Below are 20,906 nucleotides of genomic sequence, written 5' to 3' on the forward strand. Positions count from 1 at the left end.
CCCGTCCGCACGTCGCGCGCCCCGAGACCGGACCCGAGAGACCCCAGATTCCCCCAGAGTCCCGCAGAGACTTCCGAGAGACCTCCGAGAGACCTTCGAGAGAGATAGCCATGTCCCGCACCACGCCCGACCGTCCCGTGAAGGCACGGCTCGCGGTCGCCGCGCTGTTCTTCGTCAACGGTTTCGTCTTCGCGAACGTCGTGCCGCGCTATCCCGAGATCAAGTCCGATCTCGAACTGTCGAACGCCGCGCTGGGCACCGCGATCGCCGCCATGCCGCTGGGCGCGCTGATGCTGGGGCTGGCGGCCAGCCCGTTGATCAAGCGGTTCGGTTCGGCCCGGACGGCGGTCGCGACCCAGCTGCTGATGGGCGTGAACCTGGTGCTGGTGGGCACGGCGCCGCATTTCGCGCTGCTGTGCACGGCCATGTTCCTGGCCGGCTCGCTCGACTCGGTCACCGATGTGGCGATGAACGCGCACGGGATGCGGGTGCAACGGCGCTACGGGCGGTCGATCCTGAACTCGTTCCACGGGCTGTGGAGCGTGGGCGCCGTGCTGGGCGGCATAGTCGGGGCCGGCGCGGCCCAGTTGGAGATCGCGCTGGTCGTGCATCTGGCCGTGATCGGGGCGATCGCCGTCGCCTCCGCGCTGACCGTGCTCCGGTTCCTGCTGCCCGGGCCGGAGGACGCGGAGCGGGCCCAGGCCGCCGAGGGGGCTCCCGTCGCGGCCGGCCGGCGGGCGCTGTCCCGGCCGGTGCTGATCGCGTTCGCGGTGCTGGGGCTGATGACGGCCGCGACCGCGGTGGTGGAGGACGCGCCCAGCTCGTGGGGGGCGAACTACTTGCAGAACGAGTTGAGTTCGAGCCCGTTCGTCGGCGGCCTCGCCTTTATGGCGCTCCAGGGCGCGCAGACCGTCGGCCGGCTGCTGGGCGACCGGGTGGTGCGGTGGCTCGGTGACCGCACGACGGCACGGGTCGGCGGGCTGTTGGTGCTGGTGGGCATGGGGGTGGCCCTGCTGTGGCCGTCCGTTCCCACCACGGTGATCGGCTTCGCGCTCTGTGGCCTTGGCATCGCGACCCTGATCCCGGCGGCCTTCCACGCGGCGGACGAGATCCCGGGGTTGGCGCCTGGCACCGGCATCACGGTGGCCGCGTTCCTGCTGCGGATCGGCTTCCTGCTGTCGCCGCCCATGATCGGTCTGATCGCCGACGCCCACTCGATCCGGCTCGGCCTGGTGCTGGTGCCGGTCGCCGGCGTGGTGATCCTGCTGACCTCGGGCATCCTGGCCACCCGGCCGTCGGGGGACGCGCCCACGGCGCCGGCGAGCACCACGGAGGCGGCGGCCCGCACCTGAGACGGCCCGCCGCCGCATGGGCGGCGGGGCCTCGACGAGGCGCAGACATAGGTTCACTCGCCTCGGCCGTCGACGATCTTCGGAACCGGAACTCGCGCGTGACCTGCGACGTTGCGATGATCTTTGCGCGCGCCATAGACAGCGCACAGCGCTGGGTCTATAAAACGATCCCATGTCTTGGTCATGCCCCACGCATGAGCGATTGCCGTTGGCCGGTCAACAACCGCCCTCGGCACGTCCCTTGACGGAGCACCGCCCTGTCCGTCCCGCCACGCGTTCCGTCCTCCGTCCGACCGTCAGCCTGCCCGAGGAGAAGACCGACGTGAAGCTCCAGACCACCAGGCTGGCCGGCGTGCTCGCGCTGTCCGCCGTCCTGCTCACCGGCTGCGCCGACGACACCGGCGGCAGCGGTGACGGCACGATCGGCGTCGACTACCCGCGGTCCGACACGGACTTCTGGAACTCCTATATCGACTACGTGCCCCGGTACGCCGAGGAACTCGGCCTGGACATGAAGACCACCAACTCGGGCAACGATGTCGCCACCCTGACGTCCAACGTCCAGACGTTCATCAGCCAGGGCGTCGAGGGGGTGGCCATCGCCCCGCAGGACACGGCTGCGGTCGCGCCGGTGCTCCAGTCGCTGGCCGAGCGGGACATCCCGGTGGTCACCGTGGACACCAGGCCCGACGAGGGCGAGGTCTTCATGGTGGTGCGCGCCGACAACCGCGCCTATGGCGAGCAGGCGTGCCACTACCTCGGGACCCAACTGGGGGGCGCAGGCAAGGTGGTGATGCTCCAGGGCGATCTGGCCTCGATCAACGGCCGGGACCGCACCGAGGCGTTCAACGACTGCATGTCGGCCGAGTATCCAAGCATCCAGGTGCTGGGCGAGGCGACGAACTGGGACGCGGCCACCGCGGCACAGAAGCTCCAGACCACGTTGATCGCCAACCCCGATGTGCGCGGCGTCTACATGCAGGCCAGTTTCGCGCTCTCCGGCACGCTCCAGGTGCTTGACCAGCTGGACATGGCGGTGCCGCCGGAGGACCCGAACCACGTGTTCGTGGTCTCCAACGACGGGATTCCGCAGGAGCTCCAGCTGATCGGCGAGGGCAAGATCGACGCCACGGTCTCCCAACCCGCCGACCTCTACGCCGAGTACGCGCTCACCTACCTCCAGGCGGCGCTCGCCGGGGAGACGTTCGAGCCGGGGCCGACCGACCACGGCAGCGAGATCGTCGAGGTCAGGGACGGGGTGCTGGAGGACCAGCTGCCGGCGCCGCTGGTCACCAGGGACGGCGGAACGTATGGCGGCGTGGAGAGCCTGACGTTCGACGACGCGTCCCTGTGGGGCAACAACATGGGCTGACGCCAGCGAGCGCGAGTCAGGCCACTGAGGCGCGGGTCAGGCCGGAGAGGGGTGCGCGGTGACGGATGCGGAGCGGGCGATGGCGGACGAACGGAAAACGTTCGCGGTGCGGGCGGTCGGGGTGAGCAAGCGCTATGGCTCGACGGTGGCGTTGGACCGGGCGGGCGTGGCCGTCGCGACCGGCGAGACCCATGCGCTGGTCGGGCGGAACGGGGCGGGCAAGTCGACGCTGGTCTCGATCATCACGGGCCTGACCAGGCCGGACGAGGGCGAGATCAGCTTCGAGGGCCGGCCGGCGCCCCGGCCGGCCGACCGGGAGGCGTGGCGGCGGCTGGTGGCCTGCGTCTACCAGAGGTCCACGGTCATACCGGGGTTGACGGTGGCGGAGAACCTCTTCCTCCACCGGCAGCCCACCAACCGCTGGGGCGCGGTGCGTTGGCCGACGCTGCGCCGGCAGGCGCGCGAACTGCTCGACGAGTGGGGGGTGGAGGCGGACGTCCACCAGCTGGCGCGTGATCTCACCGTCGAGCAGCGGCAGTTCGTGGAGATCGCGCGGGCGCTCTCGGGCGGCGCGCGCTTCATCGTGTTGGACGAGCCGACCGCGCAGCTCGACGCGGCGGCCATCGGGCGGCTCTTCGGACGCGTCAGGGACCTCCAACAGCTGGGCGTCACCTTCCTGTTCATCAGCCATCACCTCCAGGAGGTCTACGACCTCTGCGACACGGTGACGGTGTTCAGGGACGCGCGGCACATCGTCACCGCGCCCGTGTCCGAGCTGGGCAAGCACGAGTTGGTGGCGGCGATGACCGGGGAGGAGGTCTCCGCCTCGGGGCATCTGCGGGAACGGCGCGGCTCGCCGCCGGCCGACGCGCCGCCGGTGCTCACCGTGGACGGGCTCGCGCTGGACGAGCGCTTCGCAGGGGTGGGGTTCGCCGTCGGGGGCGGGGAGATCGTCGGCCTGGCGGGAGCGGCCAGCAGCGGGCGGATCGAACTGGCGGAGACGGTCGCCGGGCTGCGGGCGGCCGACGCCGGCTCGATCGAGGTCGCCGGGCGGCGGCCTCGGCCCGGCGATGTGCCGGCGGCGCTGGCGGCCGGGGTCGGCTTCGTGCCCGAGGACCGCCACCACCAGGGCCTGGTGCCCGAGATGTCCATCGGGGACAACGCGACGCTGACCGTTCCCGAACGCCTCGGCCCCGGCGGCCTGTTGGACCCGCGACGCCGGGACGCGCTGGCCGAGGAGATGATCGAGCACCTGGCGATCAAGACACCTGGCCCCGCGATGCCCGTCTCCGGTCTTTCCGGGGGCAACCAGCAGAAGGTGGTGATGGCCAGGGCCCTGGCCAACCAGCCGAGGCTGCTGGTGTTGATCAACCCGACCGCCGGGGTCGACGTGCGGTCCAAGGAGTTCCTCCTCGGCAAGGCGGAGGAGGTGGCGCGGTCGGGCACGGGCGTGCTGATCGCCTCCGACGAGTTGGACGATCTGGCGCTCTGTGACCGGGTGTTGGTCATGTTCAAGGGCCGGCTCGTCGCGGAGTTCACCGCGGGCTGGACGGACAACGAGCTGGTCACCGCCATGGAAGGGGTATACGCCGATGCCTGAACCCGTCGTCGCCGATCGTCCCGCACGCGAGGTGGGGGCGGGCGGCTCCGGCTCCGCCCGGCTGCTGGGGGGCCGGATACCGATCGCCAGAATGCGGGAGTTCGCCCTGGTGCCGGCGATCGTCGCGGTGGCGATCGCCGGTTGGATCGTCGATCCGGTCTTTGTCCAACGACAGAACCTGATCAACATCCTTCAGACCATGTCCGAGATCGCTCTGCTGGTGCTGGCCCAAGCGCTGGTGTTGATCGTTCGGAAGATGGACCTCTCCCTGGAATCGACCATGGGGCTGGCCCCCGGAGTCGCGGCCTGGCTCACCGTGAGCGAGGCGGGGCAGGGGCTCGACCTGCTGCCCGGCGCTCTGTCGGTGCCGGTCGCGCTGGCCGTCGGGGTGGCGATCGGGCTGGTCAACGCGCTGCTGATCGTGCGGTTCGGGCTCAGCGGCTTTATCGTCACCCTGGGCATGCTGATCATGTTGCGCGGCATGCTCACCGGCATCTCCGGCGGCCAGACGTTCTTCCAACTGCCCAGCTCCATGAGCTATTTGGGCACCACCAAATGGGCGGGGCTGCCGGCCTCCGTCTGGCTCTGCCTGACCCTGTTCGCCATCGGGATCCTCGTCCTCGGCTACACCAGCTTCGGCCGCTCGCTCTACGCCATCGGCGGCAACGAGGACGCGGCCAGGGCGGCCGGCATCCGCACCCGCCGCACCGTCGCCATCGTGCTGATCGTCGCCGGGCTCCTCGCGGCCCTCGGCGGGCTGCTGCTCTCCGGCCGACTCGGCTCCGTCGCCGCCGCCCAGGGCGACGGCGCCATCTTCACCGTCTTCGCCGCCGCCGTCATCGGCGGCGTCAGCCTCAGCGGCGGACGCGGCAGCCTCTTCGGCGCGTTCACCGGCATCCTGCTGCTCTTCATGATCCAGAACGTCCTCACCCTCGGCGGCGTCCCCGCCGAGTGGATCGACGCCCTCAACGGCTCCATCATCCTGCTGGCCCTGGTCATGTCCCGCATCACCAGCGGAAAGGCCCAGGACTAGCGCGAAGTCATGACGGCCCGGCGTGCGTGCGCCGGGCCGTTCGGCATGCCGGGCACACCGCTCGCGTGGCCACTGTGCGGGGCCGGGGCCGGCTTGTCCAGAGCGGTCACAAGTTGAGTAAAGGTTAAGTAATGTCGCAGGTGGGGGGCGTGAAATCGGGCCTGGATTTACTTGACCGGGCTATGGACGAGCCGCCGGGAACGCGCCTACGTTAAGCGCTGTGTCCACGCGCCGTGTTCAAGCGCGGCGTTCAAACGCCGCGTGCGAGCGCCTTGTTCACGGAGGTGCCCCGATGACCTTGTCCCGCGAGGAGCAGCGCTCCGCACGGCTGACGATCAGGGACGTCGCCGCGCGGGCCGGCGTGTCGCGCGCGGCCGTCTCGTTGGCCTTCAACGACAAGCCGGGCGTCTCCGCCACAACCCGCGCCCATATCCTCGCCACCGCGCGGGAGATGGGCTGGGAGCCCAACCTCTCGGCCCGCGCGCTCACCCAACGCGGCACCGGCACCGTGGGGTTGGCGATCTGCCGCCCGGCGCGCCAACTCGGCCTGGAGCCCTTCTACATGGAGTTCATCTCCGGCATGGAGGGCGTGCTCGCCGACCGGTCGAGCGCACTGCTGCTGCGCCTGGTGCGCGATGTGAACGAGGAGTTGGACCTCCAGCGGCACTGGTGGCGCTCCGGGCAGATCGCCGGCTCGGTGCTGGTGGACTTCCGGCAGGAGGACCCGAGGGTGCCGGTGCTCTCCGCGCTCGGCATGCCGGCGGTCGCCGTCGGACACCCCTCCCTCACCGGCCCGTTCCCCGCGCTGTGGACGGACGACGGCACGGCCGTCACCGAGTGCGTGCGCTATCTCGCGGCGCTCGGGCACCGTTCGCTGGCCCGCGTCGGCGGCTCGGCCGAGCTGGGGCACAGCGCCATCAGGGCCGCCGCGTTCGCGGCCACCGTCGCCGAGTTGGGGCTCGACGAGGGCCGCCAACTGGCCACCGACTTCTCCGGCGAGGAGGGCGCGCGGGCCACCCGTTCGCTGTTGTCCGCCGCGCGCCGGCCGACGGCGATCCTCTATGACAACGACGTGATGGCCGTCGCCGGGCTCTCCGTCGCCGCCGAGATGGGGCTGCGCGTGCCGGCGGACGTCTCCCTGTTGGCCTGGGACGACTCGCAGCTGTGCCAGCTGACCCGCCCCACCCTGTCCGCCATGAGCCACGACGTGCACGCCTTCGGCGCGGAGGTGGCCCGCGCGCTCTTCGATGTGCTCGCCGGGCAACGGATCTCCGCCCGGCGGATGCCCACGCCGGCCCTCACCCCCCGCGCCTCCACCGGACCCCCGCCACCCCCCTGAACCAGCTTTCCCACCAGGGCAGTTGCCCGACGACATCCCGCACCCGCCGCACGTCCCACCCGGCGAGCACGGGCGAACCCCCCACCCAGGAAGGTGTACTTGTCATGCGCACGACTAGATTGTCGCTCGCCGTCGCCACCGCGACCGTCACCGCCGGCGCGCTGGCGCTCAACTCCGCCGCCGGCGCCACCGCGTTCCCCCCGACCCCGAAGCAGGAGGTACTCGCCTACCTCGACTCCATCAGCGGCTCCCACATCGTCTCCGGCCAGCACAACAAGGAGCCCGCCGACCAGCCCGGCCAGTACACCCAGCAGGTCCACGACATCACCGGCCAGTGGCCCGGGCTGTGGGGCGGCGACCTGATGTTCCGCGCCGAGGACATCGCCAACCGGCAGTCCGTGATCGACCAGGCCCTCACCGAATGGGAGAACGGCTCCCTGGTCACCCTCACCTGGCACGCCTGCCCGCCCACCGGCGGCACGTCCTGCGAGTTCGAGGGCGGCGTCAAGTCCTCCATCTCCGACGAGGAGTTCGCCGAGATCGTCACCGAGGGCACCGACCTGCACCAGGAGTGGCTCAGCCGGCTGGACGCCGTGGTCCCCTACCTCCGGCAGCTCCAGGACGCCGGCGTGCCGGTGCTCTTCCGGCCGTTCCACGAGATGAACGAGGCATGGAACTGGTGGGGCGACCGCCCGGGGTCGGACGGGAGTTCACGGCTCTTCCAGATCACCCACGACCACCTCGCCGGCACCCGGGGCCTGGACAACCTGATCTGGGTGTGGAACGTCCAGGACAACCCGGCCGGCGGCTGGGACGCCTACTACCCGGGCGACGACTACGTCGAGGTCGCCTCGCTCGACGTCTGGTACAAGGACCTGCCCAGCGAGGGCGACTACCAGCAGCTCCAGGCCATCGCGGGCGAGAAGCCCATCGCGCTGGCCGAGATGGGCAAGGTGCCCGCCCCCTGGCTGCTGGACTCCCAGACCCGCTGGAGCTACTTCATGGTCTGGTCCGAACAGCTCCGCGACAACAACTCCAACGAGGAGATCCAGGAAACCTACTTCCACCCCCGGGTGTTCAACCAGGGCGAGGTCCACCTGCCGTAGTGCCGCGTCAGCCAGGGTTTGCCCCGCTCGCCGCCCTGGCACGCACACTCGCTGCGTTAGCCGAGAGCCCAGGTAGGACAACTACATGCGGCTCCCGGCTGCCTGGCGATCGCACGCACCAGGACACCTCGCTACCGGGCAAACCCCGACTGACACGGCACTTGCCACGCCGCTCGTTCACCGCTGCCCGCCCCCCGCGCCGACCAGCCCGACCAGCGTGCTGACCCGCACCGACTCGGCGTAGGGGGCGGGCGGCAGGGCCCGCCGCAGCCGGGCGGCGAACGCGTCGACGTCCGTGGGCAGTCGGTCCCGCGGCAGGGCGGAGCAGACGCCGCCGACCAGCTCGTCGAAGCTGAGCGGCGCGCGGTAGGCGACGGACGTCTCCCGCACCTCGGCGAAGCCGGCGCCGCGCAACTCCTCGGCGTAGCGCTCGCGCTCCGTCGCGGCCGTGCCGCACGTCGCCACCAGCGGGCGGCCGAAGTACGCCTCCAACTCCGATCGCAGGGCCAGCGACCAGGCGTCGTCCTGGAGCCAGAGCGGAGTGCCGTTGGCCAGCACCGCCACCCCACCACCCGGCCGGGTCACCCGCCGCAGCGCGGCGAGGAGCGGCGCGGGGCGCATCCAGTGCAGCGCCTGACCGATCACCGTCGCCGCCAGGCCGCGGCCGCCCAACAGCGCGCCCAACGCGGGGACATCGTTGTCCCCGCCCAGCACCCAGGACACGTTGCCGACTCCGCGCCGAGCCCCCTCGGCGCGGGCCAGCCGCAGCATGTCGGGCTCCGGGTCCATCCCGACGACCGAGCCGACCCGCGCGGCCAGCGGCAGCGCCAACTGGCCGGTGCCGCAGCCCAGATCGAGCACCGCGTCCCGATCGGTCAGCCCGAAGGCCGACGCCAGCGCATCCACCACCTCGGCCGGATAGCCCCGCCGGTAACGCGCGTAGTACGCGGCGACCTGGCCGCCGAACCCCAGTTCACCCATGCCTCTTCCCTGGCCCGCCGGCGCCCGTTCACACCCGGCTCTGCCACGGGCAGACGGGTTCTAGTAGTGGACGCGGGCGCCGATCGCGCGGTGGTCGGAGTAGTCCAGGTGTTCGTTGTCGGTCCCGGTCAGGGCCAGGTCGGCCGCGTCGCCCTCGTCGAAGGTGGGCACCACCGCGTGGCTGGTCACCGGCAGTGCGCCGCCGGGCTTGCGGGCGAAGAGGAAGTCGATCCGCCGCTCGTTGCCCGAGGTGATGATGGTCCACTGGTCGGCGAGGCAGGCCGGAGCGCCGGCGCACTCGGCGTAGACCACGTCGCGGAACCCGTAGGCGCCGCCGAGGTCACCGTTCATGGAGCGATACCAACTGGTCCAGTCGTCCTGCCCGTTGGTGGTACTGGCCGCCCGGTTGGTGTCCCCGCCGACGAGGTAGAGGTCCGCGACGCCATAGCCGTCCTCGGTCAACTCGTCGTGCGTCTCCCGGGCGTTGGAGTCGGCGCAGGCGGCGGTGCCGCCGTGGCCCTGGGTCGGCCAGTGGAAGGAGGCCGCCGTGACCTGCCGCTCGGCGACCCTGTCGTACAGCAGCGCCTTGACGCCCTTGGTCCGTGCCTGGTTGTTGTTGACGCAGGTGGCGGGGGCGTCCGGATCCGGTGCGTACTGTGCCTGCCAGCGGTTGTCGGGGGACTGCGACAGCAGCAGCTCCAGCCGGTCGGCGCGCCAGATCACCACGTTGCTCTGGTAGGTCTTGTCGGAGCCGCACACCCCGCCGCCTGGCGCCGGGTTCGCCTCCGCCACCACACCCTCGTAGCGCTCGCCGAAGTGCTCCTCCATGCGGGTCAGCAGCGTGGTCAACTGCTTCTGTCCACCGATCTGTTGAGCGATCAGCACATCGGGGCGGTAGTCCTGGAGGCGCATGTAGTACATCAGGTCGTGCCAGTCGCCCGGACAGTTCTCCGTGCTGATCGGCAGGTTCTCCAGGTTCCCGTCATACACCTGGAGGAAGTCCGGGTCGTTGTTGGCCACCGCCTCCGCCGGCGCGGCCTGGGCCGCCCCGGCGGGGCCCGGCGCTGTCAGCGCCAGCGCCACCAGCAGCCCGGCGGCCACCGTTCGTACGCGTCCCATGTGCCGTCCCCCCATGTCGACGTGGGCCCCGGGGGCGGGCGCGCGACCTCGCCCGCTCCGGCGCGTTCTGTCGTCTCCGACGCGGGCCCGGCGCGGGAGGTTCCCCGGTTCGGGTGGGCCCGCCCGACAGCCGGCGTCGGCAGCCGGCGCGGGAGTGAACCCCGGGGACCGGGGCAGAGGTGCACCTGGGAGGATGACCACGTCACACCGGTAAGTGAGTTGGGGAGCCATGGAGTCACAGCAGCAGGGAGTGCCGCACACGGCGCGGGTCTACGACTACTACCTGGGTGGCAAGAGCTACTACGAGATAGACCAGCAAGCCGGGGACTCCGTGCTACAGGTCTGGCCCGGCGCGCGGAAGGCGGCGCAGACCAACCGCCGGTTCATGCACCGCGCGGTGCGCCATCTCGCGCAGCGCGGGGTGCGGCAGTTCCTGGACATCGGTACCGGCATCCCCACCGAGCCCAACCTGCACCAGGTCGCCCAGGGCGTGGCGCCCGAGTCGCGGGTGGTCTACACGGACAAGGACAAGCTGGTGCTGGTCTACGCCGACGCGCTGATGCGCAGCACCCCCGAGGGGCGCACGGCGTATATCCAGGCGGATGTGGCACGGGACCACGAGCGGATCCTGGCCGACGCGTTCGAGGTGCTGGACCGGAGCCGCCCGGTGGCGCTCTCGCTGGTCGCGCTGCTGCACTTCGTGCCCGACGAGCAGGGCGCGCGCGAGGTGGTCGGCGCGCTGGTGGACGCGCTGCCGTCCGGGTCGGCGCTGGTGCTCTCGCACGGCACGCACGACTTCGACGAGAACGTGATGCGGCGGGTCGAGGCGATCTACCAACAGGGCGGGATGGCGGCCCAGTCGCGGAGCAAAGACGAGATCCTCCGCTTCTTCGAGGGTCTTGAGCTGGTCGACCCGGGCATCGTGCCGCCGCACCTGTGGCGGCCGGGTGACGAGGAAGTCCCGGAGGAGGCCGAGGCGTTGAGCCGTGAGGTCTCCATCTGGGCGGCGGTCGGCATCAAGCCGTAGCCGTTACGCCGCCGGCCCGCCGTCGGCCCGGTCGAGGTGCTCGCGCAGCAGGGAGACGCCGTCCGGGACACACGCCTCGCACACCCGCAGGTGGTTGGCCCGGTTCCGCCGCTGCGCGCCGCGCACCAGATCGGCCGCCTCGGCGACCTCGGCCGGGAGGCCGCCCCCGGCGGCCAGCTCGCCGAGGGTGCGGCGCAGCGCCCGCATCAGAGTGGTCAGCTCGCGGTGCTCCCGGTTGAAGACGCCGGAGAACCCCGGGCTGACGAACGGCGGGCGCATGGTGGGCCGGACCTGCTCCCGGTAGGTGTCGGGGCCGAAGTCGGCCGCGTAGCTCATCGTGGCGGTGGCCGCGTCGTAGAGCACGGTCAGCCGTTTCAACGCCGCGATCAGCGGCGGCCAGCCGGCCGATCCGGCGGCGGCCGACGCACGGTCCAGCTCGCGGTTCATCGCGGTGAGCAGCAGATGGAACAGCTGGTGGCCGAGCCGCCACCGCCACAGCGCCGCCGCGCCTGGCTCGGCCGGCCCCCGCGGCCCCTGCCAGGGGAGCTCGGCCCCGGCGGCGTCCGGCGCCGCGGCCGTCAGGGACAGGTGGTTGAGCAGGAGCAGCCCGGTGAGCAGCGCGGTCCGCTCGTGGTCCGCGAGCCGGGCGGCCGGCAGGTCCGCCAACACCATGGCCTGGGTGGCCAGCAGCCCGCGCGTCCAGCCGTCCGGTCCCTGGCTGGTCCTGGTGATGCCGAAGTAGCGTTCGTAGTCGGCGACTTCGGCGACTTCGGGGCCGGCCTGCGGGGCGCGGAGGTTGTCGGGGAGCGCGAGCGGGGGCGGCAGGGCGGGTCCTTCGTCCTCGGGGCCCTGGCTCATGCCCGTCCCACTCCCCCGGATCCTTCGGCGGCCAGCGCCGCCACCCGGGCGTGCAGCGCGTCGACCCGCGATTCGAACTCGGGCTTCATCAGCACACTGCGCAGGATCGCCGCGTCCCCCCGGTCGACCACCACGTCCGGGTGGCGCGCGGTGAACTCGGCGGCCGAGACCCGTCCGACGCTCAGGAACACCGGATCGTCCGCCCGCTCGCCGCGTCGCATCAGCGCGGTGCCGGCCGCGTCGATCTCGCTGAGCGAGCGGCGCGCGGTGCGTGGGAAGTAGCTCACGATGTCCAGCTCGGGCGGCTGGAACAGCTCCAACCCAGGTGCGGCTGCGAGGAGTCGCGCCCAGCGCAGGGCGGCGCGGCGTCCGCCGGCGAGCACCGCGCCAAGCCCTTCCCTGGTGAGCGGCAGCAGCCTGAGGGTCAGCCACAGCGCGGCGGCGCTGGCCCCCGAGCGCGAGCACTCCAGGCTGATCTCCCCGAGGTGCGGCCGGTCGGAGCTGTAGTAGGTGTACGGCGAGTCGTGCTGGTAGTGGCGGCGCACCTCGGGGTCCGCGAAGAGGACGGCGCCGCAGCCGTAGGGCTGGAGGCCGTGTTTGTGCGGGTCGATGACGACGGAGTCGCAGCGGGCGACGGCCCGCCAGGGCGCTGGATCGACCAACGGGCCCTCGCCGCCGGGCCCTTCGTCGGCGAGCAGGGTGAAGAACCCGCCGTAGGCGGCGTCCACATGGACGCGCACGCCCCTCGCCCTGGCCAGCGCCAGGATCTCGTGCACCGGGTCGACGGCGCCGAGGCCCGTGGTGCCGGCGGTCGCCACGACGGTGCCGACCTCGCCTGTCGCCAGCAGCCGTTCCAGCGCGTCCACGTCCATCCGGCCGCGCGCGTCGACGGCCACCGAGTAGCCGGGGACGCCCAGCAGATGGCACATGCGGGCATGGGTGTAGTGGCTGGCCGCGCTGTAGGCGACGCCCAGCCCCGGGTGACACTGGCGGGCGACGAAGAGCGCCTCCAGATTGGCGACGGTGCCGCCGCCGGTGAGGTGGCCCAGATGGGTCTCCATGCCGAACATGGCGGCCAGTTGGGCCACCACCTCCTCCTCCACGGCCGAGGTGGCCGGGCCCCCGTCCAGGGCGTGGTTGTTCGGATTGACCAGCATGGTCGCCACATAGCCCAGGACGGCCACCGGATGCGGCGGCTTGAGCATCTGGCCGGCGTAGCTGGGGTGGAAGAACGGGTAGCTGCCGCCGATGCGCTGGCTCAACTCGTCGAAGGCGACGGTCAGTCGCTCCGGGTCGACGGACTGCGACGGATGCCGGGGGTGCGGGCCGAACCGTTTCGTCCACGCCTGGTGCTCGGCGACGGCCCGGCCGAGCCAGTACGCCAGATCCACCGTGCCCGCCAGGGGCTCCTCGGCGGGTGTCGCTCGCGTCCGCTCCACTGTGCTCCCACTCCCCGCTCGCCCGGCAGGACCGGCTCGACCGGCCGGACGGCTGGCCCGGCGCCGCCCCGCCGGGCCAGCCTCGGAAGACCATGAGACGCGCCGTCACCGGCGGGGCGCTCCCCTCCGGCGCGAGGTCGCGGACGAAACCACCGGTTCGGGTGACCACGTCCGCACTGACGGCGGTGCCCCGCACCGGAGTTCGACACTCGCGCCGCCTCAGTCACCCGCCACGGCGCGGCGCGACCACGCCTGCCAGAGCCGCGCGTAGGCGCCTCTGGCGGCGAGCAACGCCTCGTGCGGCCCCGACTCCACGACGCGCCCCTCGTCCATGACGACGACCCGGTCCGCGCCCACGGCCTGCGTCAACCGGTGTGCGATCACCAGGGCGCCGCTGTCGCCGATGGCCTCGGCGGTGGCCCGGTCCAGCGCACGGGCGGCCCTGGCGCCGGTCTCGGCGGTGGCCTCGTCCAGCACCACCACCCGGGGTTTGGCCAACACCACGCGCGCCAGGGCGAGTTGCTGGATCTGCTCGTTGGTGAGGGCCAGCGCCTCCGGGCCGATCCCGGTGTCGGCGCCGTCCGGCAGTGCGAAGACCCATTCGGCGCCGACCGCCCGCAGCGCGGCGGCGATGGCGTCCGGCGCGGCGTCCGGCGCGGCCAGCCGCAGGTTGTCGGCGACGGTGCCGCTGAAGGCGCGCACCTCCTGTGTCACCAGCAGCACGCCCGCCTCGGCCGCGGCCCCCGGCACCACCGGGTCACCGTCGAGCAGCACCCGGCCCGAGCCGGGGCGGTGGATGCCGGCGACCAGCCCGGCCAGGCTGGACTTGCCCGACCCCGAGGCGCCGACCACGGCGACCCGTTCACCCGGCTCGACGGTCAGCGAGACGCCGCGCACGGCCGGCCGGTCGGGCTGGTAGGAGAAGGTGACCTCCTCGATGGTCAACCGGGCCGGGGCGCCCGCCCGTCGCGCCTCCCGCTGCCGCCGCGTCGCGCGTGGCACCGCCGTCAACTCCCGGACGCCGACCACCCCGAACAGCCGGCTGAGTCCCGCCATCGCCCGTTGCAGCGCGTCGAGTTCGGCGAGAACGATGCCGATCGGGTCGAAGAGACGGAAGTACAGCAGCGCGGCGGTGGTGGCGGCGCCGACGGAGACGCCCGCCGACGACGTCAGCCAGGCGCCGACCGCCAACACCGAGGCCAGGCCGACGAACTCGGCGGCGTTCAGCCCGTTGTAGAAGCCGGCCCGCAGCCGGGTGGCCTCCAGGCCGGGGATGATCGCGGCCTCGGACGCGTCGGCGACGCGCCGCGAGTGGCGCGCGGAGCGGCCGGTGCCGACGATGGTGTCCTCGCTGCTGAAGACCTCGACCAACTCCCCCGTGCGGTGCCCCTCGGCGACCCGCAGCCGCCGGTAGACCGGCCCCGACCTGGCCAGGAACCAGCGGGTGACCCACACCTGGAGGGGAACGGCGACCAGCGCGCCCAGCGCGAACCTCGGATCCAGCACGGCCAGCCCGGCCGCGGTGACCACGATGGTGAACGCGGCCGACGTCAACGCGGGCAACACGCCGCCGACGGCCTCGCCGACCGCCTCCACATCGCCGGACACCCTGCTCACCACGTCACCGGCGCCGGCCTTCTCCAGCCGCGCCTGCGGCAGGCCGAGCGCCGTGCCGAACGCCTCCTCGCGCAGATCGGCCAGCGCGGACTGGAAGAGCCGGGCCAGCAGCGCGTGCGCGAACCGCCCCAGCAGCGCGGCGACCACCCCGGCGACGACGATGCCGACGGCGGCGCCGACGACGAACGAGGTGGACTTCCCCTCGGTGACGGCGGCGACGATCTGCCCCAACAGCGCGGGCGCGGCCAGGCCGCAGACCGAGGCGACGACGAACAGCAGCGCGACGCCGGCCAACGCGTAGGGCCGCCGAACGAGCCGCCGCCAAGCCTCCCGCCGCGTCTCCCGCGCCCCCGCGATCGGCAACAACCCACCCTCCCCGGGAACGGCGGCCTCGCCTCCGGCGACAGCGGCGTTCGCCGACCCGGCGGGGTCAACGACACCGGCTCCGCCGGGGGCGGCGGGCACGTCCGCGTCAGCGGCGCCCGTACGGCTCGCGCCGCCACCGGACCCGCCATCGGGAGAGGTACCGGCGGTGGTGTACGTGGCGGCAGCGGCGTTCGCCGAACCGGCGGGGTCAACGACACCGGCTCCGCCGGGGGCGGCGGGCACGTCCGCGTCAGCGGCGTTCGCACGGCTCGCGCCGCCACCGGACCCGCCATCGGGAGAGGTACCGGCGGTGGTGTACGTGGCGGCAGCGGCGTTCGCCGAACCGGCGGGGTCGACGACACCGGCTCCGCCGGGCGCGGCGGGGCCGGCGGGGGCGGCGGACACATCCGCGTCAGCGGCGCCCGTACGGCTCGCGCCGCCACCCGACCCGCCATCGGGAGAGGTACCGGCGGTGGTGTGCGTGGCGCCTGCGGCGACAGCGGCGTTCGCCGAACCGGCGGGGTCGACGACATCGGCTCCGCCGGGCGCGGCGGGGCCGGGCTCGGCTTCGGCGGGGGCGGCGTTCGCCGAACCGGCGGGGGCAACTTCGGAGTCCACACCGGCAGCCGGTGCGGAAGCGGCGGCAACGACGCTGCCAGGGCTCGTGCCGACCCCCGGCTCGCCGTCGGGGGTGTGCGTGGTGCCTGCGGCAGAACCGCCGAGGGCAGCCTCGACAACACCCGCTGCGGGCACCTCATCCGCAGCGACGCCGCTGGCGCGGCCCGCGCCGGCGCCCGGCGCGTCGGCCGAACCGTTCGCCGCCCCCGCAGCGGCCTTGCCTGCGGCGACAGCGGCGTTCGCCGACCCGGCGGGGTCGAAGACACCGGCTCCGCCGGGGGCGCCGGGGGCGACGGCTTCGGCGGATGGGTTCGGGGGGTTCGCGGCGGAACCGCCGATGGCGCCCCCGGCGACACCCGTAGCGGCAGCCTCATCCACAACGACACCACTCGCCGAACCGGCGGAGCCATCGGCGGAGCCGGACAACGAACCAGCGCCGCCGCCCGGCGCGCCCGGCGCGCCGGCCGAACCGCCGCCGGCCGAACCGGCGGAGCCGTCCGCGGCCTCGCCCCGCACAGCCGCCGAACCAGCGGAACCCACCGTCGCAGCCGCGCCGCCGGCAGGGCCGGCGCCGGCGGGGTGGTGGGTGGCCGAACCGGCGGAGCCGTGGGCGGAGCCGTCTGTGGGGGTCATGCGCCGACCAGCTCTCGGTAGGTGGGGGAACGGTGGAAGAGGTGGGCGTGTTCGGCCGTGACCCAGGTGCCGTCGAGGCGGGCGGCCACGGTGTCGCAGGTGGCGAGGAGGGCGGGGCTGGTGGTGACGAGGAGGACGGCGCGGTCGTCGATGCCCCGCAGGCCGTGGGCGATATGGGATTCGGTGACGGCGTCCAGCGCGGTCGTCGGGTCCTGGAGCACCAGCAGGGGTGGTGAGGAGTGCAGGGCACGCGCCAGCAGGATGCGTTGTCGCTGGCCCCCGGAGAGCGTTCCGCCGCCGGAGGCGAGCAGTTCGGCATAGCCGGCGGGCAGGAGCCGTGCCACTTCGTCCAGCGCCGCGATCCGCAGGGCCTCGTCGTTCAGTGGCGCGTCCAGGATCACGTTGTCGCTCAACGTGTCGGTGAGCACCCGGGTCGTGCCGCCCTGCACATGGAGGCTGACGCGGGCCTCGTCGGGGCTGAGGGTCGCCAGGTCGCGGCCCTCGACGGTGATCCGTCCGGGGTCCACGGGGACGCGTCGCGCCAGGGTCTCGACCAGGGCGACGGCCTCGGCCTGGTCGTCGAAGACGAGGCCGACGCGCTGCCCGGCCCGCGCCGTGACGGCGGGCCAACGGCCCTGGGGGCGGGCGGAGATGGCGAGAGTGCCGGCGGTCAGTTCCGCGCCGGCCGCCCGGGCCGCGGAGGTCCTGACGGCCGGCGGGGTGGCGAGCAGGTCGGCCACCCGCCGTGCGGAGGCGCGCTGTTGGGCCACGTCGAGGCCGAAGGTCCCGAGCCGCGCCATGGGTTCCTGGATGAACTGGGCGAGTCCGACGACCGCGACCAGTTGGCCGACGTTGATCTCGCCGTCCAGCGCGCGCAGTCCTGAGACCAGCGCGATCAGCGAGGTGAGCAGGGCGGAGAAGACGACGCTCACGCCGTAGAAGCCCGCCTTGGAGCGGATCGCGCGGACGGCGGCCTCCAGGGAGTGACGGCTGGCCGTGCGGTAGCGGGCGGCGGCCTCGTCCTCGGCACCGATGCCCTTGATGACGCGGACGCCGGAGACGAACTCGGTGGCGAGCCCGTAGGCGGTGGCCGAGGCGGCCTGTTCGGCGCCGCTGCGGCGTTCCAGGGGGCGGGAGATCAGGTGCATCAGGACCAGGGAGACGGGGGTGGCGATCAGCACGATCAGGCCGAGGGCGGGCGAGATGTACAGCAGGGCCACGGTGCTGACGGTGAGGGCCACCAGCACCGAGACCAACTCGCTGACGGACCAGGCGAGTCGGGCCACCCGGCCGGTGTCGGACGTGGCGATGGCGGTCGCGGCGCCGGGGGCGCGGCGGACGGCGGAGCCGTGCGGGTCGAGCACCCGGTCCACGACGCGTTGCCGCACCGCGTGCGCGCCGTAGAGGCTGTTTCTGGTGAGGCAGGTGAAGCCGAAGCGCCAGGAGACGGTGAGGCCGACGAAGAGCAGGGCGAGCAGCAGGAGATCACGGAGGAAGGCGCCGGTGTCGCCGGCGACGATGCCGGACTCGATGGCCCAGCCGATGGCGACCGGGACGAGGGCCTCCCCGAACTGGTGGCCGCTGAGCCCGACCGTGCCGCCGAGGACGAGGAGCACGCGTCGGTCGCGGACCAGCGCCAGCCGGAAGACCTCGCCGAAGGTCATGGGGGCTGGCGGCAACGATGGCAACGCTTCAGACATTGCACTAAGGTAAGCCTTCCCTTACCCATGCTCAATGGAGCTACCTGCCACGCCATGTCGCTTACCAGCAACGCCGCTCACCGTGCTCCACCGTTCCGGATCGCCACCACCCATCTCAGGCTCGACCACCCGGGAGTCTGGGCCGCGCACCACCACGGCTGCCACGAGCTGCTGTGGGGCACCGAGGGCACCCTCAGCGTGGAGACGGACGACGGACTGTTCGTGGCGCCGGCGACCCTCGGCCTGTGGATACCGGCGGGCGTCGTGCACGCGGTCAGGTCCTCAAGCCACACCGGCTTCTACTGCACCTACCTCACCGCCCCGGCCGGTGCCGCGACCGCTCTCGATCCCCAACTCACCCTGGGCACACGGGCGGTGGACGTCAGCCCGTTGATGCGGGAGATCCTGCTCCACCTGCGCGACGCCCCGACCGGGCCTTCCGTCCGCAGGGCGGCGGAGGACCTGTTCCTCGGCCTGGTCGCCCCGGTGGCCGCGCACGACATCTCGCTGCCGATGCCGAGCGACGAGCGGTTGGTCGCCATCTGCCAGCGCCTGCTGGACGATCCGGCGGACTCCCGCTCCCTGGGGGACTGGGGGCGCGCGGTCGGCGGCAGCGCGCGCAACCTGTCCCGGCTCTTCGTCCGCGAGGCCGGGATGACATTCGAGCAGTGGCGCATCCAGGCCCGTATCCGGGTGGCGATCGCGCTGCTCACCGCCGGCACCCCGGTCGGCTCCGTCGCCCGCGCCGTGGGCTACACCACGGCGAGCTCCTTCGTGCAGTCGTTTCGCCGCGTGTTGGGACACACGCCAGGACGCTACCTGCGATCGACCGGCGCCCCACGGTCGGGCCCCGCGCTCCCGGCCGGTCCGGGAACGGCCGGCGGACAACACCATCGCCCCGCTGACAACGCGTCGAACCACCGAAGGGAACCCGCCGCGCACTCACCCTAGGCGGCGGCTGTTCCGCCGCGCCGGGGACATGACCGGTGGGCGGGGCCCGTTCGCCTCCCGCGCGGACAACAACCGGCGGAACCAGCCGCCGTTCGTCGAGAACGAAGCCATCCACCCCCATGACGGGGAAATGCCCTTCGGGTCGCCCAGCGGCCGGCATTCCTCGAAGTCGTCGAGAAGGAGTTGTTGGGCTGATGCCTCTCACCATCCACCGCGCCCAGGTCACCGCCGTGCGCCGCCTGACCCCCGGCATGGTCCGGATCACCCTGGGCGGCCCCGATCTGGCCGAGTACCCGACCACCGGCGTGGGCGACGAGTACGTCCGGCTGTTCTTCCCCGCCGACGGCGAGCACGAGCCGGAGCTGCCGACGCCGACCGAACGCGGCGGCTGGAGCTGGGACGAGGACCAGCGGCCGGCGACCATGCGGACGTACACCATCCGCGCCGTCGACGCCGAGGCCCGCACCGTCGACATCGACTTCGTGGTGCACGACGGCGGGGTCGCCGCCGCCTGGGCGCTGGCGGCGACCGAGGGCGATGTCGTCGGCCTCACCTCCCCCACCGGCCTCTACGAGGCGCCGGCCGAGGCCCGTTGGCAGATCCTGATCGCCGACGCGGCCGGGCTGCCGGCCGCCGCCAGGATCGCCGAGACCACCCGCGCCGACCTGCCCACCCGCGCCATCCTCGAAGTGATCGACCCCACCCACCGGCAGGACATCACCAGCCGGGGCAAGCTCGACATCGACTGGATCTACGCCGGCAACGGGCACACCCCATCCCGCCTCGACCAGATCGTGCGCGACCTCGAACTCCCCGAAGGGCCCGGCTATCTGTGGTTCGCCGGCGAGACCGGCGTGATGCGGGCCATCCGCAAGAACCTCCGCCGCGAGCGGCAGCTGCCCAACGGCACCTACACCACCGTCGGTTACTGGACCCATCGCGCCGAGGAGCTGCGCCAACGCTGGGAGGGCCTTGACGAGGAGACCCGCACCCGCCTCTACCAGATGTGGGACGACGACACCAGGGACATCGAGGAGATCACCGACGACTACCACGCGCAGTTGGAGAGCCTCGGCCTGTGAGCCGGCCCTTCCCGACGGCCCCGCCCCCCGCCGATCACCCCGGTACCGCGTCAGCCGGCGGGGGCGCTCACCACCTCGGCCAGATAGTCCGAGACGTCGGAGATCACCACGGGCGTGTACACCAGGTTGGGCAACTCGTCCTCAAGTTGGAAGTACTCGATATTCGCCGGGCAGTCGGGCTCGGGCTCCAGGATCGTTTCGGCGACGACCGTTGCCGTCCTCAGCTCGTACACGGTGATGTGGAACGTCTGGCCGTACAGCGGGAGGGAGAGGACGGACGAATCCGGGAACACCCCGAATTCCTCGTACACACACAGATCGACCTCGGTTTCCCCTGGAACTCCCTCGACACATCCCAGAAGTTCGGCTTCGGTCGGCTCATCCGGAATCCAGTCGGAGAAGGGCTCACCGTCCTGAACGGTGAAGGAATTGCCGAGCGGGAGGTCCGTTCGCTCCTCGGACAGGTTGACCACCATCGTGTGCGGGCCGTCGCCGGAGTACTCCGCTCCTTCGTCGTACGCCTCGCCCTCCCGGTATCCGCAGAACCGCGCCAGGTTCTCGACCGTGGCTATCTCCTCGGAGAACAGGTCCTCGGACGGCGTGGGGCTGGGAGACGGCTCCGACGACTCCGCGCTCGGCTCCGGCTCCGGCTCCGGCTCATCGGAGCCGCCGGAGCAGCCGGCCAACAGGACAGTTGACGCACTCAGGGCGAG

16 protein-coding genes are annotated in these 20,906 nt (G+C 72.5%); 9 read left to right on the top strand and 7 right to left on the bottom strand.

From position 1 onward, the window contains the following. Nucleotides 1-110 precede the first annotated feature (110 nt). The 6 genes from K4G22_RS06410 (at nt 111) to K4G22_RS06435 (ending at nt 7,802) form a co-directional block, all read left to right on the top strand. Entirely contained in the window at nt 111-1,352 is a 1,242-nt protein-coding gene (locus K4G22_RS06410) for an MFS transporter (RefSeq protein ID WP_228078757.1), read from the top strand. Nucleotides 1,353-1,674: 322 nt separating this feature from the next. Next, a complete protein-coding gene (locus tag K4G22_RS06415; protein ID WP_228078759.1) occupies nt 1,675-2,724 on the top strand; it encodes a sugar ABC transporter substrate-binding protein in 1,050 nt (349 codons plus the stop codon). A 79-nt stretch (nt 2,725-2,803) separates the two neighbouring features. After that, nucleotides 2,804-4,324 (top strand): sugar ABC transporter ATP-binding protein, encoded by a 1,521-nt coding sequence (locus tag K4G22_RS06420; RefSeq protein WP_228083976.1) that lies wholly within the window; start codon nt 2,804-2,806, stop codon nt 4,322-4,324. Next, complete coding sequence (locus K4G22_RS06425; protein WP_228078761.1) at nt 4,317-5,357, top strand: ABC transporter permease; 1,041 nt, start codon at nt 4,317-4,319, stop codon at nt 5,355-5,357. Before K4G22_RS06420 ends, K4G22_RS06425 begins: the two co-directional genes overlap by 8 nt. A 292-nt stretch (nt 5,358-5,649) precedes the next feature. After that, nucleotides 5,650-6,696 (top strand): LacI family DNA-binding transcriptional regulator, encoded by a 1,047-nt coding sequence (locus tag K4G22_RS06430; RefSeq protein WP_228078763.1) that lies wholly within the window; start codon nt 5,650-5,652, stop codon nt 6,694-6,696. Between the two features lie 104 nt (nt 6,697-6,800). Then, entirely contained in the window at nt 6,801-7,802 is a 1,002-nt protein-coding gene (locus K4G22_RS06435; RefSeq protein ID WP_228078764.1) for a glycosyl hydrolase, read from the top strand. A 177-nt stretch (nt 7,803-7,979) separates the two neighbouring features. On the opposite strand, the gene K4G22_RS06440 is transcribed toward K4G22_RS06435, so the two are convergent. Both K4G22_RS06440 and K4G22_RS06445 read right to left on the bottom strand, forming a co-directional pair. Further along, complete coding sequence (locus K4G22_RS06440; RefSeq protein WP_228078766.1) at nt 7,980-8,783, bottom strand: class I SAM-dependent methyltransferase; 804 nt, start codon at nt 8,781-8,783, stop codon at nt 7,980-7,982. Nucleotides 8,784-8,843: 60 nt separating this feature from the next. Then, entirely contained in the window at nt 8,844-9,902 is a 1,059-nt protein-coding gene (locus tag K4G22_RS06445; RefSeq protein WP_228078768.1) for a hypothetical protein, read from the bottom strand. A 229-nt stretch (nt 9,903-10,131) separates the two neighbouring features. On the opposite strand from K4G22_RS06445, the gene K4G22_RS06450 reads away from it, so the two are divergent. Beyond that, the gene (locus K4G22_RS06450; RefSeq protein ID WP_228078769.1) at nt 10,132-10,929 is read left to right on the top strand and encodes an SAM-dependent methyltransferase; all 798 of its coding nucleotides are present in this window, start codon (nt 10,132-10,134) and stop codon (nt 10,927-10,929) included. Nucleotides 10,930-10,932: 3 nt separating this feature from the next. On the opposite strand, the gene K4G22_RS06455 is transcribed toward K4G22_RS06450, so the two are convergent. The 4 genes from K4G22_RS06455 to K4G22_RS06470 form a co-directional block, all read right to left on the bottom strand. Then, complete coding sequence (locus K4G22_RS06455) at nt 10,933-11,787, bottom strand: hypothetical protein (RefSeq protein WP_228078770.1); 855 nt, start codon at nt 11,785-11,787, stop codon at nt 10,933-10,935. Beyond that, nucleotides 11,784-13,226: a pyridoxal phosphate-dependent decarboxylase family protein gene (locus K4G22_RS06460; RefSeq protein ID WP_425336618.1), complete on the bottom strand. Its 1,443-nt coding sequence runs from the start codon at nt 13,224-13,226 to the stop codon at nt 11,784-11,786. The genes K4G22_RS06455 and K4G22_RS06460 overlap by 4 nt, the downstream gene beginning before the upstream one ends. Nucleotides 13,227-13,445: 219 nt before the next feature. Next, entirely contained in the window at nt 13,446-15,206 is a 1,761-nt protein-coding gene (locus K4G22_RS06465) for an ABC transporter ATP-binding protein (protein ID WP_228083978.1), read from the bottom strand. 1,250 nt (nt 15,207-16,456) lie between these two features. Then, nucleotides 16,457-18,160, bottom strand: coding sequence for an ABC transporter transmembrane domain-containing protein (locus tag K4G22_RS06470; protein ID WP_228078771.1), 1,704 nt, complete (start codon nt 18,158-18,160; stop codon nt 16,457-16,459). 54 nt (nt 18,161-18,214) lie between these two features. Here K4G22_RS06470 and K4G22_RS06475 point away from each other — a divergent pair, with 54 nt between their 5' ends. Then, nucleotides 18,215-19,111, top strand: coding sequence for a helix-turn-helix domain-containing protein (locus K4G22_RS06475; RefSeq protein WP_228078772.1), 897 nt, complete (start codon nt 18,215-18,217; stop codon nt 19,109-19,111). Between the two features lie 194 nt (nt 19,112-19,305). Further along, nucleotides 19,306-20,193, top strand: a complete 888-nt coding sequence (locus K4G22_RS06480) for a siderophore-interacting protein (RefSeq protein ID WP_228078773.1) — start codon at nt 19,306-19,308, stop codon at nt 20,191-20,193. Between the two features lie 50 nt (nt 20,194-20,243). Here the strand turns inward: K4G22_RS06480 and K4G22_RS06485 are convergent, their stop codons facing one another. Further along, nucleotides 20,244-20,879, bottom strand: coding sequence for a hypothetical protein (locus K4G22_RS06485; protein WP_228078774.1), 636 nt, complete (start codon nt 20,877-20,879; stop codon nt 20,244-20,246). Nucleotides 20,880-20,906 lie beyond the last annotated feature (27 nt).

The sequence above is a fragment of the Streptomyces profundus genome (assembly GCF_020740535.1).
Lineage (GTDB): Bacteria > Actinomycetota > Actinomycetes > Streptomycetales > Streptomycetaceae > Streptomyces > Streptomyces profundus.

Excerpts from the sequence above, each read along its gene's own strand:
- K4G22_RS06410 (WP_228078757.1), top strand. The coding sequence starts at position 111 with ATGTCCCGCACCACGCCCGACCGTCCCGTGAAGGCACGGCTCGCGGTC.
- K4G22_RS06420 (WP_228083976.1), top strand. The coding sequence starts at position 2,804 with ATGGCGGACGAACGGAAAACGTTCGCGGTGCGGGCGGTCGGGGTGAGC.
- K4G22_RS06425 (WP_228078761.1), top strand. The coding sequence starts at position 4,317 with ATGCCTGAACCCGTCGTCGCCGATCGTCCCGCACGCGAGGTGGGGGCG.
- K4G22_RS06430 (WP_228078763.1), top strand. The coding sequence starts at position 5,650 with ATGACCTTGTCCCGCGAGGAGCAGCGCTCCGCACGGCTGACGATCAGG.
- K4G22_RS06435 (WP_228078764.1), top strand. The coding sequence starts at position 6,801 with ATGCGCACGACTAGATTGTCGCTCGCCGTCGCCACCGCGACCGTCACC.
- K4G22_RS06440 (WP_228078766.1), bottom strand. The coding sequence starts at position 8,783 with ATGGGTGAACTGGGGTTCGGCGGCCAGGTCGCCGCGTACTACGCGCGT.
- K4G22_RS06445 (WP_228078768.1), bottom strand. The coding sequence starts at position 9,902 with ATGGGACGCGTACGAACGGTGGCCGCCGGGCTGCTGGTGGCGCTGGCG.
- K4G22_RS06450 (WP_228078769.1), top strand. The coding sequence starts at position 10,132 with ATGGAGTCACAGCAGCAGGGAGTGCCGCACACGGCGCGGGTCTACGAC.
- K4G22_RS06455 (WP_228078770.1), bottom strand. The coding sequence starts at position 11,787 with ATGAGCCAGGGCCCCGAGGACGAAGGACCCGCCCTGCCGCCCCCGCTC.
- K4G22_RS06470 (WP_228078771.1), bottom strand. The coding sequence starts at position 18,160 with ATGTCTGAAGCGTTGCCATCGTTGCCGCCAGCCCCCATGACCTTCGGC.
- K4G22_RS06475 (WP_228078772.1), top strand. The coding sequence starts at position 18,215 with ATGTCGCTTACCAGCAACGCCGCTCACCGTGCTCCACCGTTCCGGATC.
- K4G22_RS06480 (WP_228078773.1), top strand. The coding sequence starts at position 19,306 with ATGCCTCTCACCATCCACCGCGCCCAGGTCACCGCCGTGCGCCGCCTG.